The organism is Algoriphagus taiwanensis (assembly GCF_036245645.1).
Taxonomy (GTDB): Bacteria; Bacteroidota; Bacteroidia; order Cytophagales; family Cyclobacteriaceae; genus Algoriphagus; species Algoriphagus taiwanensis.
The window spans coordinates 181,686-197,830 of record NZ_BTPE01000001.1 but is presented as its reverse complement, the minus strand read 5'-3'; the positions used below and the strand labels follow the sequence as shown (position 1 = coordinate 197,830).

At 45.0% G+C, this 16,145-nt stretch carries 14 protein-coding genes; 8 read left to right on the top strand and 6 right to left on the bottom strand.

Annotated features, from left to right (window positions below):
- Positions 1-16: 16 nt before the first annotated feature.
- Positions 17-1,951, top strand: a complete 1,935-nt coding sequence (locus AAA938_RS00825; protein ID WP_338226746.1) for a tetratricopeptide repeat-containing sensor histidine kinase — start codon at positions 17-19, stop codon at positions 1,949-1,951.
- A gap of 60 nt (positions 1,952-2,011) precedes the next feature.
- Positions 2,012-2,305, top strand: coding sequence for a hypothetical protein (locus AAA938_RS00820; RefSeq protein WP_338226745.1), 294 nt, complete (start codon positions 2,012-2,014; stop codon positions 2,303-2,305).
- Between the two features lie 19 nt (positions 2,306-2,324).
- Here the strand turns inward: AAA938_RS00820 and AAA938_RS00815 are convergent, their stop codons facing one another.
- The 3 genes from AAA938_RS00815 to AAA938_RS00805 all read right to left on the bottom strand — a co-directional run bounded on the left by AAA938_RS00815 (position 2,325) and on the right by AAA938_RS00805 (position 8,484).
- Positions 2,325-3,755, bottom strand: coding sequence for a M20 family peptidase (locus AAA938_RS00815; protein WP_338226744.1), 1,431 nt, complete (start codon positions 3,753-3,755; stop codon positions 2,325-2,327).
- Positions 3,756-3,939: 184 nt separating this feature from the next.
- The gene (locus AAA938_RS00810) at positions 3,940-7,587 is read right to left on the bottom strand and encodes an ABC transporter permease/M1 family aminopeptidase (protein ID WP_338226743.1); all 3,648 of its coding nucleotides are present in this window, start codon (positions 7,585-7,587) and stop codon (positions 3,940-3,942) included.
- 9 nt (positions 7,588-7,596) lie between these two features.
- Positions 7,597-8,484 carry an ABC transporter ATP-binding protein gene (locus AAA938_RS00805; protein ID WP_338226742.1) on the bottom strand — a complete coding sequence of 296 codons (888 nt, stop codon included), beginning with the start codon at positions 8,482-8,484 and terminating at the stop codon, positions 7,597-7,599.
- A 226-nt stretch (positions 8,485-8,710) separates the two neighbouring features.
- Here AAA938_RS00805 and AAA938_RS00800 point away from each other — a divergent pair, with 226 nt between their 5' ends.
- From AAA938_RS00800 to AAA938_RS00780, 5 genes are all read left to right on the top strand, one after another.
- Positions 8,711-9,949: a VOC family protein gene (locus AAA938_RS00800; RefSeq protein ID WP_338226741.1), complete on the top strand. Its 1,239-nt coding sequence runs from the start codon at positions 8,711-8,713 to the stop codon at positions 9,947-9,949.
- A 94-nt stretch (positions 9,950-10,043) separates the two neighbouring features.
- Positions 10,044-10,211: a hypothetical protein gene (locus AAA938_RS00795; protein WP_338226740.1), complete on the top strand. Its 168-nt coding sequence runs from the start codon at positions 10,044-10,046 to the stop codon at positions 10,209-10,211.
- Positions 10,212-10,305: 94 nt separating this feature from the next.
- Positions 10,306-10,473 (top strand): hypothetical protein, encoded by a 168-nt coding sequence (locus AAA938_RS00790; RefSeq protein ID WP_338226739.1) that lies wholly within the window; start codon positions 10,306-10,308, stop codon positions 10,471-10,473.
- A gap of 260 nt (positions 10,474-10,733) precedes the next feature.
- Positions 10,734-11,144, top strand: coding sequence for a GxxExxY protein (locus AAA938_RS00785; RefSeq protein ID WP_338226738.1), 411 nt, complete (start codon positions 10,734-10,736; stop codon positions 11,142-11,144).
- 189 nt (positions 11,145-11,333) lie between these two features.
- Positions 11,334-13,016, top strand: a complete 1,683-nt coding sequence (locus tag AAA938_RS00780; protein ID WP_338226737.1) for a DUF885 family protein — start codon at positions 11,334-11,336, stop codon at positions 13,014-13,016.
- A 218-nt stretch (positions 13,017-13,234) separates the two neighbouring features.
- Here AAA938_RS00780 and AAA938_RS00775 read toward each other — a convergent pair whose 3' ends face one another.
- From AAA938_RS00775 to AAA938_RS00765, 3 genes are all read right to left on the bottom strand, one after another.
- Positions 13,235-13,990: a Spy/CpxP family protein refolding chaperone gene (locus AAA938_RS00775; protein ID WP_338226736.1), complete on the bottom strand. Its 756-nt coding sequence runs from the start codon at positions 13,988-13,990 to the stop codon at positions 13,235-13,237.
- 31 nt (positions 13,991-14,021) lie between these two features.
- Complete coding sequence (locus tag AAA938_RS00770) at positions 14,022-14,342, bottom strand: hypothetical protein (protein ID WP_338226735.1); 321 nt, start codon at positions 14,340-14,342, stop codon at positions 14,022-14,024.
- An 87-nt stretch (positions 14,343-14,429) separates the two neighbouring features.
- A complete protein-coding gene (locus AAA938_RS00765; protein ID WP_338226734.1) occupies positions 14,430-14,915 on the bottom strand; it encodes an RNA polymerase sigma factor in 486 nt (161 codons plus the stop codon).
- A gap of 279 nt (positions 14,916-15,194) precedes the next feature.
- Between AAA938_RS00765 and xerD the strand changes: the two genes are divergently transcribed.
- On the top strand, positions 15,195-16,091 hold the full coding sequence (gene xerD, locus AAA938_RS00760) for a site-specific tyrosine recombinase XerD (RefSeq protein ID WP_338226733.1): 897 nt from the start codon (positions 15,195-15,197) through the stop codon (positions 16,089-16,091).
- Positions 16,092-16,145: the final 54 nt, after the last annotated feature.

Below are 16,145 nucleotides of genomic sequence, written 5' to 3'. Positions count from 1 at the left end.
AAAAATTAATCACCTTATGCATCGAATCGGTCTACTTTTCGGATTTGCGATTTTTTTGACTACATACAGCCTTGCCCAAAGCCCAAGGCAAGTGATAGACAGCCTTCTTATCCGCATTCAAGAGCCACTTCCCCCTGATCAATTAGCGAATATGTATGGTGAAATAGGTTGGCAATACGGAAGTATCAATTTGGATTCTTCCATCTACTATGGAAAACTGGCTGTAGAAAAAGCAGAGTTGGCCGGGGATCCGAAAATCCTGGCCCAAGCGTATTCCGATCTGGGGAGTGGGATCTTACAAAAAGGGGATTTGGATCAGTCCAAGGTGCTTTATCTCCAATCGCTGCAACTTAGAAAGGAAATCGAGGATTCGCTGGGGATGGCCAAATCCTACAATGCTCTGGGTTTTATCCACCAAAGAAAGTATGAGACAGACTCGGCCATCAAGTATTTTTTGCTGGCTTTGCCCATCTTTCAAAAATCCGGCGCCCAACTCAATGCGGCCACTGTATTGAATAACATTGGGGTGATTTATCAAAACTTGTCCAACTACGAAAAAGCCAAAGAGGCATACGAAGAATCGGCTTCTATTCGAGAGCTACTTGGAGATGTCAGAGGCACCATCGCTTCCTACAATAATCTCGGGACGGTCCACAAATATTTGGGTGACTTTGAAAATGCGGAGCGTTATTTCCAAAAAGCGCTGGAAGAGTCCATCGAATTGGGAGACCTGATGAATCAGGCCATGACCTATCGGATATACGGGGCTTTTTTGATGGAAAAAGGGGATTTGGAAAAGTTGGAATCCATAGCCAGAAAAGGTCTAGAAGTGGCTAAACAGGTCAATTCTCAATACGATATCGCCTCCATAGAGCATGCTCTGGGAGTCGCTCTCAACGCCAAAGGTAAGTTTTCTGAAGCCAAGAAATATTTGCTCTCTTCAGCTTCCAGTTTGGTCAGTCAGGGAACGATCGAGGATGCGATGTTTCCTTATTTTGAGCTGATCTCGGTTTATGCAGCGCTGGGAATGCCGGATAGTTCCAGGTATTACGCTAATCTCTACCAACAAAATCTTAGAAATAAGCTGGAAAAAGAATCCAAGGAACTGGTAACTGAGCTGCAGACTCAATACGAAACCGAAAAAAAAGACCGGGAAATCGCCCAGCAGCAATTGGCTATTCGAAGTAAAAACCTCCAGCTTTACGGGAGTCTTGCTCTGGCTCTTGCCTTGGGAATAGTGGGATATTTGCTCTACCGACAGCAAAAGCTGAAAAACGCTCAGCTCCAACAGGAGGCAGATCTGAAATCTGCCTTGGCTCAAATAGAAACTCAAAATAAGCTTCAGGAACAGCGTCTGCTGATCTCAAGAGACTTGCATGACAATATCGGTGCCCAGCTCACTTTCATCATCTCAGCGATAGAAAACCTGAAATATTTTGATCCCATCAAAGAGAAGCTCAGTGAGCGATACGATTCCATAGCCAGCTTTACCAAGCAGACTATCACAGAACTTCGGGATACCATTTGGGCTATGAATAGTGGACAGGTGACTTGGGAGTCTCTGGTTGGTCGAATTCAGGACTTTTTGCAAAAAGCCGCGCAATCCAATCCGGATATCCAGTTGGAGCTCAATTTGGCTACATCTGTAGACCAGAATTCCGGATTGGGTTCTGCTGAAAGCATTCAAGTCTTGCGGGTCGTACAGGAAGCAGTTCAAAATGCAGTCAAATATGCTGCGCCAACTTTTATCCGCGTGAGCATAGAGCAGGAGGATGGAGAATTCCGCGTGGCCGTTCAGGATGATGGCAAAGGCTTTGAAGAGGCAGAAATCACTCCTGGCAATGGACTTTACAACATGCGAAAGAGAGCGGAAGAATTGGGAGGGGTTCTTGAACTTTCTTCCACACCGGGAGGGGGAACTTTGGTTCTTCTGGTGTGGGATTCAGAATAGGTAGTTTGGCGTATGGCTTGCACACCTTATTGAAGGTATTTTTGGTTCAATTTGGTGAGCATGTTGACATTTTTACACAATATCGGTGGTATTGGCATTTTGGCAGTTATGGCATTGGGGCTATTGCTTTTTTTTCAATGGCTATTGATTAGAGAAGTATTTGCAGAAAAAAAGATTGAAACCGATCGACTTCGTGAATTGGAAGTCTTGGTTCAGAAAGAAATCTCCCGATCTCAAAAAATGCTCAGTCAGGTAAATAACCTAGACATGCTTAAGGCCGAAACGGAGGAGAAATTGGGATTGATCCGGATTTTGATGGAATTGATGCAGAAGGATGAAAAAAAGGGCCCCTGATTTGGAGCCCTTTTGCTGTTTATTCCTGAAAATTTTTGATCAAATGATAGCTAAACTGGATGATCTCGAGGTAATTATCCTTGCTGATTTTTTCGTCAATTCCATGAAACCGGGTCATGGATTCATTATTTATCCGGATGGGATAGAATCTGTAAACCTGTTCGGAAATTTCCTGGAAATACCTAGAATCTGTGGCTCCTCCCAATAATCCAGGTACCACCAAGACCTCGGGATGCAATCCTCGAATGGTCTTTTGGACGACTTCGTAGGCCTCAGAGTCCGTGCTGGATACTCCCGATGGATTGGTCAGAAAGCCTACCGGCTCTACTTTCACCGTATCGGAAACCACGCTTTCGATATGAGCTTGGACAGATTCGATGGTTTCGCCGGGAAGGATTCTAAAATTGATGGTCGCCTCAGCCACAGTAGGAATTACATTGTTCTTTACTCCCCCATCAATGATGGTGGGTGCAGTGGTGGTGTGGGCATTGAGTGCCTCAAGGATCGGTTTTTTGAACAACCAAGGATTGGCAAAAAAGAGACGATTGGGGAAGGGAAGTTCCGGACCCAAATACTCCAACTGCTCTATAATGGGAGGAATGAGCTTGTAGGGCAACTGATTGTTTTCCAAATCTACAATGGCTTTTGCCAAGATTCCGATAGTGTTTTCCTTGGGCGGAGCGGAGCTATGTCCTCCATTGGTACGGACGATCAGGCGAAATGAAGCAAAACCCTTTTCTGCCAAATTGATCATGGCCACAGGATTGTTCAGTCCCGGGATCATTCCCTCTGCAAAATATCCTCCTTCATCCAGTGTCATCAGCGCCTCCACACCCTGAGTTTTCAAGTGCTCGGCAATTTTCCCTGCTCCTTTGGGTCCTCCCACTTCCTCATCGTGGCCGGAAGCGATGTAGATGGTCCGCTTAGGCTGGAATCCTTCGGAAAGCAGTTTTTCTACCGCCTCCAAGACGCCCATCAGCGTACCTTTATCATCCATAGTTCCTCTTCCGATAATGTGTGTGTCGGTGATCTTTCCTGAAAAAGGCGGTGCTTCCCATTGGCTGAGTGTGGGGGCATCCACAGGAACTACATCTTGGTGAGACATCAGGATGATCGGTTTCAGACTGGGGTCAGAGCCTTCCCAAGTGTAGAGCAAGCTGTAGGTATTGATCTTTTCCAGCTTTAGATTGGAATGGATAAGAGGGAATGTCTCTTCCAAAAAGCGGTGAAAACCAAAGAAAATCGCTGAATCAGGGGGAGTGTCTTCGCTAAAGGAAATGGTCTGAAATTGAATGGATTTTGAAAGGTTTTCAAAAACCTGATCAGAAAAAGCTACTTTTTCAATAGGTTCTGAATCGACTTGTCGAGAGCTCATTCGAAACGTATTGAAAAGTAAAAACACTACCAAAAGGATAATTCCTGAAAACAGATAAAGCAAGAGTTTCTTCATGGGAGGATTTTTTTCTGAAAGTAAGAAAAAAAAGAGGCTGTCTCAAAGGTGAAGTTTGTCACATTGAGCGAAGTCGAAATGTCGTCCGGAAAGCTGAAATTGGCCTTCGACTCCTGTCACCCTGAGCGAAGTCGAAGGGTCAGGCTGACAACGAAACGATTTACGAGGCAACCTCTTTTTAGGCTTATTGGATCTCTACTTCCTTGGTGTTGTCATCGGGAATTCTGTCAATCAGCTTATTGTAGGGATCAATTCCGGCTTTGGCAGGCTCACCTTTCACTCTGACCGTGAGGGAGGTCTGCCCGGGTTTGATTTTGTGCTTTTGGATGTAGAGGGGATTTACACGGGTTCTTCCGTTTTCATCCTTGTCTTCAGCAGCAAAAACCCCAACGTCAATGTAGTCTGCTTCATAGTTGGCATTTTCCTCCCGCCCGGTCTCATCTGCATACAGCTTTTGGGACCGGATATCCAAGGTAATCTCATACTCTCCCTCGGCTACTTTTTTGGCTACCGCCTTTTCGGCCTTGTTGTCATACAGCGTGATCTTATTCCAGGTATCGTCCAGGTAATACTTCACGCTGTCGGGAGTGACTGCATACAGGTGGTCATAGAGATCATAGCTGCCGGGAAATGGAGGAGCATCTCTTAGCCCAAATTCCTGATTGAAAGCATAGAGTGCTGAATCCATGGCTTTTGCCCCGATCAAATCCCTCAAGCCATAGAGAATCAAGCTTCCCTTATTATACCACTGATAGGCTCTGTTGGTATTGATGAAGGTGTTTTCCTTTTTGCTTTCATTGGATCTGCCAAGAAGATATCGATCGAGTTCATCCTTTAGGAATCGCTTCATATTGTCTTTCCCATATCGTCTTTCGGTAAGGATTAAGGCAGAAAATTCCGCTAAAGCTTCCGAAATCAGATTCGATCCCCGGGTATAATTGGGGGTGATCTGATGTCCCCACCACTGATGGGCAAGTTCGTGTGCCGTCACATAGTAGACATAATCAAAATCATCCGGATCCTTAAAGTCCGCGACCCAACCGAAGGACTCCGAGAATGGAACCGTATTGGGAAAGGACTGGGCAAATCCGGCATATCGAGGAAACTCCAGAAGTCTCATCTGACGAAACTGGAAGTTTCCATACGTCTCGGAGAAATAGGTCAATCCATCTTTGTATGAAGCTAAAAACCGATCCAGATTATAGGGATGAGAAGGATCGTGGAATATTTCGATATTCACCTTTTGTCCATCGGGAAGGAATGCCTCATCTTTTAGCACCTCATACTCTGCAGAGACGAAAGTGAAAAAGGATTGAATTGGGGTATCCTGAATGTAGTGGAAATAGCGGCGTCCGTTTTCCTCCCACTCCCGCTGCAAATACCCCGGGGCAACAGCTATCTGTGAAGGGACAGTACTTACTACGGCTTCAAACTGAATCAGATCGGCGTCATCCTGAAACAGCAAAGTAGACTGCCCATAGGGGTCTCTATGCTCAGGTAGGTCCTCCGGCTTGGCAGGAAGGTCGTATTTCTTCCGGTCTTCATCACTGGATAGCTCCCCATTGGCACTGTATCCGATCTCTGGAATCCCCCCTGAGAAAAAGGTTCCGTTATACACAATCTCCCGTCCATAGCCAGAATTGGGGAACCCCGTGTATTCTTTGGTGCTGACAATGGTGAAATTCAACGTGTCGCCCGGCATCATAGGTTGGGGCAAAGCGGTAATCTGATACCATTCTCTCTCCGGCTTTTTTCCGAAAATCTGAAACTTCCGGGGCTCATATTCCAAAGGAAACCTATAGCTGAGTGTGTCACCTTTATGGATGACCTTGAAGGTGTTTAGATCGGTACTGTTGAAGTGAATGGAGTCGATAGGCTGGTCGGTTTTATTGACCATCTGGACCTCAGCAAGAAAATCAGCCCTTCTTTCCATAGGGAACAGGTCTGCATTGATTTTGATTTTGGTGATTTTTGGCTGAGGAATTCGCTCGTATTTTTTGAGCTGCTTTTCATAAGCCACACTTCTAAGCTTCCCTTCTTCGGAAGTCAGGTATCCATTTTCATAGACCACAGTCTGGAAGATGTATACTCCGCAAAGAAGAGCAATGGTAAGGAAACCAAATGAGATCCGAGTGGATGGGTTTTTCATCCTTCCCTTGGCGGTATTCCAACGGCTTTTCCAGGAGTTTTCTGCGCCTCGGCTAAAGAAAATACTGAAAAACAGCACCAGAAATACTCCCCAAGCGGTCCAGTAGATATTGAACCAAATCAGCGGCTCGGCAAAATGCCCCAGCCCATTCATGTCACTCCAGGTGTAGGAAGGCTTATAGCTGTAGAAAAACAAATTGAAATTGTAGCTGGCAAAGCTTTGTAGAATGATCATCACCAACCAAATCCCAATCGCAGCAGCATGCCCGGCAAACTTATTATTGACCACCAAATGGACCGCAAATACAAGCATCACCATCTGAATGTAGTCCGGGAAAGTAATGAGGTAGCTGTCGACCAGATACACGGAGAGATCATAGTTGTAGAATCCTTTCAGCGTTTGCACGATCAGCCCCACCACGATTGGCAGAGAGACCAAAACGAGGGAAATCAAAGCCATCCCCAAAAACTTGGAAGCAACGACTACCCCATCTTTCACTGGAAAAGTATCATTGATCACCGAATAGCCCGTACTTCTGTCCCGATGGAGTGCTTCTCCGGTGAAGAAGACGATGATGATAAAGACAAAGAGATTGTAATCGTAACCTTTGTATTCCATCAGGAAGGAGGTCGAGGGCAGGTTGGGTACGCTGTAAATCGAGTTTCCAATCCAGAAGTCCAAGACCAGAAAAATCATCCCTCCAAGCAGGATACTCCGGAAATAAACATCCTTGAGCACATTTTGCATCTCGATTTTGGTCAGCGTTAGCAGGCTGTTCCATTGATAGCCGGAGGAAAAATCTGGAAGAACTTTTTTGAAAATACCGGTAGGTGCTTCTTGTTGTTCTGCTTTCTTCTCAACCTTTTTCTGAGCGGTCTGAAAGAAATAGGTAAAATCAAAGCGGAAGTAGGAAGCCAAGAAGAAAACAATTCCAACGGCCACCCACAGGATACGATTGAGCAGGAGGTTCCCCGTCACAGAGAGTAAAAAGGTGTTTTGCTCAAAAGGAGTCAAATAGCGAGTCTGAATATCAAAGGAATTCAAACCAAAAGGGTCGATGATTTGCACCAAATCCTTGTTTTCGATATCCTGTGAAAGAAAATTTGCCAGCAGGTAACCAATGAAAATCACGATACCCCCTGAATAAATGGATCGGATATTTCGGGTGAAAACGATCAGTGCAAAGAAAAGGGAACCGGCCAACCAAAGATTGGGAACCACCAAAGTCAACCAAGGGTGAAGGTAATTGATCAGCAAATTAGGCCCATAGCGCTCTGCATCCGTGCCAAACAGAGGCCCCAAAAGGCTTCCTAAATAAACTCCAATCAAGGCTCCCGATGAGATGAACAGCAAGGTCACAAAGGATCCCCAAAACCGGCCCATGAAGTAGCCGAACTTGCTGATCGGATAGCTGAAAAGGAAAGTACCTGTCTTATGCTCCAAATCCCGATAAAGAGGCACCCCCATAATTGCCGAAGCGATCAAAATCCCAAAAAGGGATACTAATACCAGCAGATTGGCGATAACAATCGGGGAGTTGTGGTACACCTTCTCTGATCCTGCGGGCGTATTTCCAAATCCGATTAAAAGCAGAGGAACCACCAACAATAGCGCAAAATAAATCCAGGTGGCCGGTCGGCTAAACCTGTATTTCAATTCTAATAGAAAGATATCCTTGAACATGACTCCGGATTAGATGGTGATAGGATCGACTTTTTTGGAAATAAAGCTGAAATACACATCCTCCAAATCTGCCGGAGTAGCTTCGAATCCGTTTCCGGGATTGTCTTCACTTTCAATTCTCAGACTTAGTTTGCCGGCAATAAGCTTGGTGGAAATCACCTGATATTCTTTTCTGTAAGTATCCAGATCTGCCTTGTCAATGGATTTTTGGAAGATTTTCCCTTGGACCATCTCCAGTCCGTCTTTGGGCTTGCCCTGCATCAGCACCTCGCCCATACAGATGATGGCCATGTTGGAGCAAAGGGTATTGACATCTTCCACAATGTGCGTGGAGAGAATGACGATGGTGTTTTCTCCGATTTCGGAGAGAAGGTTGTAAAAGCGGTTTCTTTCCGAAGGATCTAGACCTGCAGTAGGCTCATCCACAATGATCAAAGAGGGATTTCCTACCAGAGCTTGAGCTATTCCAAATCGCTGTCTCATCCCTCCGGAATAGGTGCCGAGTCCCTTTTTCCTGTCTTTAAAGAGGTTGACTTTTTGCAAAAGAGAGGCAACGACCTCTTTCCGCTCGGCTTTATTGCCGATTCCTTTCATTTGAGCGATATGATCCAGCATGGTTTCGGCATTGATCCGGGGATAAAGCCCGAAATCCTGTGGCAGATAGCCAAGCCTTTCTCTGACTGCTTGCTTATCTTTCAATACGTCGATTCCATTGAGTGAAACACTTCCGGAGTCTGCATCCTGCAGGGTGGCAATCGTCCGCATGAGAGTAGACTTGCCGGCACCGTTTGGACCAAGGAGTCCAAACATGCCCTGGGGGATGGTCAAGGAAACCTCATTGAGGGCTTTGACTCCATTGGCATAGGTTTTTGAGAGCTGATTAATGATCAATTCCATAGATAGTGGGGTTAAGAAAATGATAGGTTCGAAACTTGATTTGGTGCTTTTTCAAATTATCCAAAACAATATTCAGGGAATTTCAAGTTAAGCATTTGATTTAAAAGGCGTTTCTTAAATAATGATAATCGAAGCCTCTGCCCTCTAGATGAAGATTTTCTGAGGTTGGTTGCGGGAGAAAAGGAAAAAATCCTCTACTTCGAGACTCATTTCCCCAAAATCCAAAATGAAAAAGCTGAATCTTTCCTGCCTGTTTCTTCTCCTTTTCCTGATTTCCTGCACGGAGCGGGAGTTTTCGAAAGAATCAGGGCAGATCGAATCCTTTGCCGAAATGGTCAAAGCGGGTGTCAAACCTATTGCCCTCAGCCCTCCCCTAACACAGGCGGAAATGGATCTTTTCATGCCCGAGGTGGAACGAATCAGCGGAAAGTATGGAATTTCTTTCCTTCGTGAGGCAGAGCTAATCGAGACAGATTTGTTCCCGGCAGGGGTGGTGAAAGACCGAGAAGTGATTCTTTTTTTCAAAGAAGCAGCAGGAAAGGCCTATCAGGACCTGAAGTCGGAAATTGAATCGCTAAAGGCAGACGGAAACTATTCCGGAAGCAAAAGGAGGGAACTCAGCCGGAGATTTGGAAGGCTTTTAGGCTATCCGGTGGAGTACATCAATGAACTTCTGGCGGAGAATTCCGGATTCCGGGATTTGGAAGACTTTGGCGTTCAGGCTTTGGAAGTGCGCTGGTTTTACCGGGACTTGGGCAAAGCCAAGGAATTTTATCAAAATATTCTGGGCCTGGACCTGGTGGAGGAAACTGACAATACTGCCAAATTTCAGATCGCGGGAGATTCATTTTTGGTTTTGCAGGACTTAAAGGGATCTGGGTATTCAGGTTCCGAACCCAAATCGGTGGCCTTGGCCTTGCTCACCGACCAACTGGAGGAGTGGAATACTCACTTGCAAGAGCAAAAGGTTACGATCAAATATCCACTCAAGCAAAATCCTGGCGGTCCTCATGACGGGTTTGTGGCAGTGGATCCAGAAGGATATCTCTTGGAGTTTGAAACCTTTTTTCAACATCCTGAGAATGAAGTGCTAATGCCTGAATTGGCTGAGTTGCAACCTAAATCCACGGAGCATGGAGATCAATTACAATTCAAAGGCTCGGTAGTTTGGCTGTACTACAAGGATATGCTACCAGCCGAAATTTTTGTAGAGGAAAGTTTGGGCCTCACCAAGAGTGCTGACCAAGGCTGGGCAAAAGTGTATAAGTTTTCCAAAAATGGATACTTTGGTTTGGTTGACGGCCTGAGAGGAATGAATAGCTTTTCTCCAGAAAAGTTGGTAGAGGTAGCCATAGATCTAAAAAACCCCGGTCCTTGGGAAAACTACCTCAAGGCCAATGCTACCGACACCACTCGCCTGACCAATACCTTTAAAGATGCTGGCGGGTATCTGTTTCGCTTTTGAATTCTCTTACAAACAAAATTCTTAAACCACATAGGCACATAGAAAACATAGATTTTTTTAAAAAGTGAGCATCCTTTTAAAGCTTGGTGATTCAATGTCTCTTAGAGGAATGAATAGCTTTTCTCCAGGAAAGTTGGTAGAGGTAGCCATAGATCTAAAAAACCCCGGCCCTTGGGAGAACTACCTTAAGGCCAATTCTACCGACTCCACTCGCAAAGCCAATACCTTTAAAGATGCTGGCGGGTATCTGTTTCGCTTTTGAATTTCTCTTACAGACAAAATTTTAAACCACATAGGCACATAGAAAACATAGATTTTTTTAAAAAGTGAGCATCCTTTTAAAGCTTGGTGATTCAATGTGTCTTAGAGGAATGAATAGCTTTTCTCCAGGAAAGTTGGTAGAGGTAGCCAAAGATCTAAAAAACCCTGGTCCTTGGGAAAACTACCTCAAGGCCAATGCTACCGACACCACCCGCCTGACCAATACCTTTAAAGATGCTGGTGGGTATCTGTTTCGGTTTTGAATTTCTCTTACAGACAAAATTTTAAACCACATAGGCACATAGAAAACCTAGAAATAGGCATATCCTCCTAAAACTATGTGTCTCTATGTGCCTATGTGGTAATCTTTTTGTTTGAATTGGGTCAATTAGTTTAACCAATCGAAAATTCAACCCATTTAAAAACGGACCCCATCCTTCCAACCCATTGGAAGTCAATCAAAATTCTGTTTTTTTATATCTGTTAAATAAATTGAGGTCATAGGTTTCAATTAGGTTTTTTTATGAGTATTACTAGAAAACAAATTGATGAGCTTTCCTATCAAATCATCGGGGCAGCGATCGAGGTCAACAAGCATATCGGACCTGGGATGCTCGAAAGCGTCTATCAAACTTGTATGAGTATTGAGTTGACTGAGCGAGGGTTATCTTTTAAACAAGAACTTGAAATACCTATTGAGTATAAAGGGAATCATATTCAGGGGCAGTTCCGATGTGATTTTTTTGTGGAAAACCTCATTGTGGTGGAACTGAAGGCGGTTTCTGAACTTTTGCCTGTCCATGACGCGCAGGTGATTAATTACATGAACTTGCTGAAGATTCCTAAGGGTATCCTATTGAATTTCAATGTGACAAATTTATTCAAGCATGGGCAAAAAACCTTTGTAAGCAATTTCTATAGCTCACTATGGTGATATTTTTTCAACCACATAGGCACATAGAAAACCTAGAAATAGGCATATCCTCCTAAAACTATGTGCCTATGTGGTGTTATTCTTCTTTTTGAAATCCCTTTTGGCTTTTGCGGATTTTGCGATTTTTTTAAGTCTCAGAATATTCTATGTTTAGGTTCCTTCCACTACTTTCTTGAAAAAATTAAACTCATGAAAAAAACAGCGCTACTCGTTTTCCTAGTTTTCTCCTCCCTTTGGGCAAATGCCACCGAACTGGTCAATCTGATTACCACATACCAAGCCGATCGGGGAGCTCTTTCCAGATTGTACACCAACCGGCTTTCGGAAGAGTATTTCACCCGAATGCAGCAGTTCAATCAAGACTATCTGAAGACCCTTCAGACCCAAAATTACGAGGCGCTGTCGGAGGATGGGAAAATTGACTATGTGCTTTTCCGAAATTACCTGGAAGAGGAACTGGCGGTATTGGACCTGGATCGGAGGGATTTTGAGCAGATCAAATCCGTGTTGGCGTTTGGAAAGCCTTTGGAGGACTTTGTGGTCGCCCGTCGTCGAGCCAAACAGCCGGATTCTCAGGCCTTGGCTGCTGCCTGGAACCAAGTAGCCAAAGCGGTCGACGCTCATCTTAAAGCCATGCCCTCCACTCCCAAATACACATCCTGGCAAACCGCCGATCTGGCAGCCTCGGCCGTGGAAAGTCTAAATCGCGTAACCAAAGAAGCCTATGATTTTTATTACGACTATGATCCTTCTTTTACCTGGTGGATGCCGGAACCTTGGAAAAAGCTCGACGCAAGCATGAAGGCTTTTGCCAAGGCGTTGCGCGAGCACTATACGAATTCGGTCAAAGATGACGGAAGCGGAATCATCGGAAAGCCCATCGGAAGAGAGGCTTTGGAAAAGCAGTTGGGATTTGAAATGATTGCCTACTCTCCGGAGGAATTGATTGCCGAGGCCGAGAAGCAGTTTGCCTGGTGTGAAAAAGAGATGTTGAAAGCCTCCAATGAACTGGGATTTGGCAATGACTGGAAAGCCGCTTTGGAAATGGTCAAGGAAACCTACCTCCCTGCGGGTGCCTGGCCGGAGGAAGTAGTCCGACTGGGAGAAGAAGCCATCGAATTGATGGAGAAAAACGACTGGCTGACTGTGCCGCCCTTGGCCAAAGAAACCTGGAGAACAATTATGATTTCACCGGAAAGACAGCGAGTGAGTCCATTTTTCTTGGGTGGTGAGGTGATTCAGATAGCATATCCGACATCCGAGATGAGTCACGAGGAGAAGATGATGTCCATGCGGGGAAACAATCCTCATTTTTCCAGAGCCACGGTACAGCACGAACTGATTCCCGGCCACCACTTGCAGCAGTTTATGAATCAGCGGAACATGACTCATCGCCGGATGTTTGGCACCCCGTTTTGGACAGAAGGATGGGCGCTGTATTGGGAGTTTGTGCTCTGGGACCGCAACTTCCCTAGGGATGCCAAAGACAAAGTGGGCATGCTCTTCTGGAGGATGCACCGATGTGCGCGAATCATTTTCTCTCTCAATTATCATTTAGGAAAGATGACTCCGCAGCAGTGCATCGACCTGCTAGTAGATAAGGTCGGCCATGAATACGCCAATGCGGAAGCGGAAGTCAGACGCTCATTTGAGGGGAATTATGGTCCGCTCTACCAGATTGCCTATATGATCGGAGCTTTGGAAATCTATTCCCTGAGAAAAGAAATGGTCGAGTCCGGCAAAATGCCAGAGAAGGAATTCCACGACCTGATCCTCTCCCAAAACGCGATGCCGATCGAAATTCTAAGAGCGAAAGTGACAGGAAGGCCTTTGGACAGGAATCACAAAGCCAGCTGGAAGTTTTTTGATTAAAGATTTAATCCTATCTTGATCCTTCAACTTTAGGAACTATGGACTACCTAGAAACTTTTGGCTATTTGCTTTTTGTCGGGGTGCAGCTGGCGTTTATTGCATGCATATTTTGGCTGGTCTTTTATTACAGTTGGAAGACCTTTAAAGACTTTCGAAAAAGCAAGAATTAAAAAAAGGAAGGCTAATTGGCCTTCCTTTTTGGTTTAGTAGGTTTGGGTTTATTCCGGCATGTTTTTGAGTTTGATAATGATTACTCCGTTTGATCCTTCTTCGCCATATTTTTCAGTGGCCTGATCCCCTTTTAGAACAGATACACTTTCAATATCCTTGGGTTCAATAGATTCAAAGGATTTGACTTTTTTCAACCCAGATTTGGTTTCCAAAAAGTAAAGTGGCTGCTCACCATTGCCATTTACCGTTACGGCCACTTTTGGGGAGGTAGAAATCGCAGTGCCGTTCAAGATCACGTTAGAAGAATTTTGACTATAGCCAGAGAGTCTATCTCCATTTATAGTAGTTCCATTATGGATGAAAAATTTCTTTGGAGCCTCCAGCTTTTCGATTTGCTCGGGAGTCAGTTCATTTTTGATAGCAACCATGGTATTCATTTGGATCCGCTTCATTTGGTTTTCCAGCCTTAGAATCTCGTCCAATTGTCGGGATACCTCCGCGGCATTGATTTTGGGCTGGTCGAGCATCTTTTTCATCTTGGAAGTGGCATCGTCCAGGTCCCATTTGAGGGTTGAAAATTGTCCAGAGTTTTCGGCATGAAGTTTTTTGATTTTAGCCACTTGAGCCTCGGTTAGGCCTATTGCCTCCCGCTCTTCCATGAGATTGGTGGTGGTGTAGATTTTTCCTTTAAAAATATCTTGGGCTAAAGGGCTAGTGGGTGATTGCACATAGGTATAGCTCTTTTGAGCCTGGACCAATCCTGCAAATAGGGCAAGGAAAAGAATCAGAATTTGTTTTTTCATGAGAATAAAGGTTTGGAAATAGTTGGTTTAGTTAATATTCGGTCAATAGGGAAGCCGTGGGGGATTCCCAGATATCCATTTCGTTGGTTTCCTGGATGTGAAACTGCAATTCCTGATTAGGGCCTTCTTCCAGTGTGATGATCAGCACCTCCGGAGCAGTGGGCTCAGCTGACTTTTCTAACGGAAGGAAAAAAGCCCCCAAAAGCAAGGTGGCTGCAATACCTGCAGGAATCCACCAAATGGACCTGCTTTTCTTTTCCACCTCCGGAAAAGGAGGAATGATCAACTGCTCATCCTGCTTGCGGAGTTCTTGAAAGAAGGTTTTTAGTTCGGGATCTTTATTGATGTTCATATGTCTCACAGATGGCACTGAATTTCACAGTTGATTTTTTTGGCATTTTATTTTAGGATGGTCCTTAACTAAACCTTCGAAGGTTCTTTAAACCTCAAAGGTTTTTCGGGTTTCAATCCACTCTTTCAATTTCTTTTTTCCCCGATCGTAATGGGTCCGAACGGTTCCAATATGCAGCTGGAGCACCTGAGCTGCCTCTTCCAGAGTCATGTCGTGGTAGAAGACCATCAGCAGCACTTCCTGCTGCATTTTAGGCAATCGGCGGATTAGGCTTTCATGGCTGTCCGATTCTTCCGGTTCGGTTTCCCAGGCCATATCTTCCTCGATCTCCACTTCCTGCCATTTGCCTTTTCTTCGAAGTTCGTCTATGGCTGTGAAGCGAATCACCGAAAAGAGCCAGGTTTTGGGATGGGCCTCGGTTTTCATTCGGGCTTTTCCTTCCAAAACTTTCAAATAAACTTGCTGGATCACATCCTTAGCCAGCTCCCCATCAAATCCGCAGCACTGCCGGGCCCAAAGAAATGCCTCTTGGTGGTGCTTTCGCAGAAAAGTATCTAGCTGGTTTCGGTTCATGTACACTACTTAATCGTAAATCGGGAGTATTTATATGACGACTGAAATGAAAATTCTTAAAAACCAAGAAAAACTTATGAAGTAAGAATTAGAGTTGACAATTCAAGTGCACCCTTAAAAACCACATAGACACATAGAAAACATAGGAAAAAGACAAAAAAAAACTATATGAGCCTATGTGTCTATGTGGTAGAAATTTCAATCTCAGTGATGTGTTGCATTTGAAAATTTAGAAACTGGTCTGTTGTATGCTTGGAACAAGTTTTACACTTTGCAGTTATGTGGCCCCAACTCATCCGCCAATTCCGTCATCACCTCAAGCTGGAGCGATCCCTGAGCGAAAATTCCATCGAAGCGTATACAGCAGATGTAGAGAAGCTGGCAGACTATATCGAACGGGAATTCCCCGGGAAAAGTCCGCTAGAACTGGAATTGGAGCATCTCCGCCGATTTGTCAATGCCTTGGCCGCCCTTGAAATCTCGGCCTACACTCAAGCCCGAATCATTTCTGGAATCAAGGCTTTCTACCGCTTTTTGATGTACGAGGATCGAATCAAAGAAGATCCTTCGCAGCTTTTGGAAGCCCCCAAACTCGGACGCAAACTCCCCGATACGCTTAGCTATCCTGAGATTGAGCAGCTTCTGGAAGCCATTCCTCTCGGCGAACCCGAAGGCCATCGCAATCGGGCCATGCTGGAAATGCTGTACAGTTCAGGATTACGTGTGAGCGAGTTGGTAGAGTTGAAAAAAAGCCAAGTATTTGCCGATGCGGGATTTCTTAGAGTAGTGGGAAAAGGAAATAAGGAGCGATTGGTACCGATCGGGAAAGATGCCTTGAAGTATCTGGGAATCTATCAGGATGAAATCCGAGTCCATCAGAATCCCGCCAAAGGCCACGAGGAATTTGTTTTTCTCAACCGTCGGGGACAAAAGCTCAGCCGGGTGATGATTTTCCTGATTATCAAAAAGACTGCGGAGCAAGCAGGAATTAAGAAAAATATCAGCCCGCATACCTTTCGGCATTCCTTTGCCACGCACCTGATAGAAGGAGGGGCTGATCTACGTGCTGTTCAGGAAATGCTCGGTCACGAGAGCATCACCACCACCGAGATCTATACCCACTTGGACCGGGATTATTTACGGCAGGTGTTGACAGAATTTCATCCGAGGAAGTAGAGAGTAAAGAGTAGGAGGCTGAAAAAAGTCTCTTGGCCTAGTTGGTGGAAGATA

Excerpts from the sequence above, each read along its gene's own strand:
- AAA938_RS00825 (WP_338226746.1), top strand. The coding sequence starts at position 17 with ATGCATCGAATCGGTCTACTTTTCGGATTTGCGATTTTTTTGACTACA.
- AAA938_RS00820 (WP_338226745.1), top strand. The coding sequence starts at position 2,012 with ATGTTGACATTTTTACACAATATCGGTGGTATTGGCATTTTGGCAGTT.
- AAA938_RS00815 (WP_338226744.1), bottom strand. The coding sequence starts at position 3,755 with ATGAAGAAACTCTTGCTTTATCTGTTTTCAGGAATTATCCTTTTGGTA.
- AAA938_RS00810 (WP_338226743.1), bottom strand. The coding sequence starts at position 7,587 with ATGTTCAAGGATATCTTTCTATTAGAATTGAAATACAGGTTTAGCCGA.
- AAA938_RS00805 (WP_338226742.1), bottom strand. The coding sequence starts at position 8,484 with ATGGAATTGATCATTAATCAGCTCTCAAAAACCTATGCCAATGGAGTC.
- AAA938_RS00800 (WP_338226741.1), top strand. The coding sequence starts at position 8,711 with ATGAAAAAGCTGAATCTTTCCTGCCTGTTTCTTCTCCTTTTCCTGATT.
- AAA938_RS00795 (WP_338226740.1), top strand. The coding sequence starts at position 10,044 with ATGTCTCTTAGAGGAATGAATAGCTTTTCTCCAGGAAAGTTGGTAGAG.
- AAA938_RS00790 (WP_338226739.1), top strand. The coding sequence starts at position 10,306 with ATGTGTCTTAGAGGAATGAATAGCTTTTCTCCAGGAAAGTTGGTAGAG.
- AAA938_RS00785 (WP_338226738.1), top strand. The coding sequence starts at position 10,734 with ATGAGTATTACTAGAAAACAAATTGATGAGCTTTCCTATCAAATCATC.
- AAA938_RS00780 (WP_338226737.1), top strand. The coding sequence starts at position 11,334 with ATGAAAAAAACAGCGCTACTCGTTTTCCTAGTTTTCTCCTCCCTTTGG.
- AAA938_RS00775 (WP_338226736.1), bottom strand. The coding sequence starts at position 13,990 with ATGAAAAAACAAATTCTGATTCTTTTCCTTGCCCTATTTGCAGGATTG.
- AAA938_RS00770 (WP_338226735.1), bottom strand. The coding sequence starts at position 14,342 with ATGAACATCAATAAAGATCCCGAACTAAAAACCTTCTTTCAAGAACTC.
- AAA938_RS00765 (WP_338226734.1), bottom strand. The coding sequence starts at position 14,915 with ATGAACCGAAACCAGCTAGATACTTTTCTGCGAAAGCACCACCAAGAG.
- xerD (WP_338226733.1), top strand. The coding sequence starts at position 15,195 with ATGTGGCCCCAACTCATCCGCCAATTCCGTCATCACCTCAAGCTGGAG.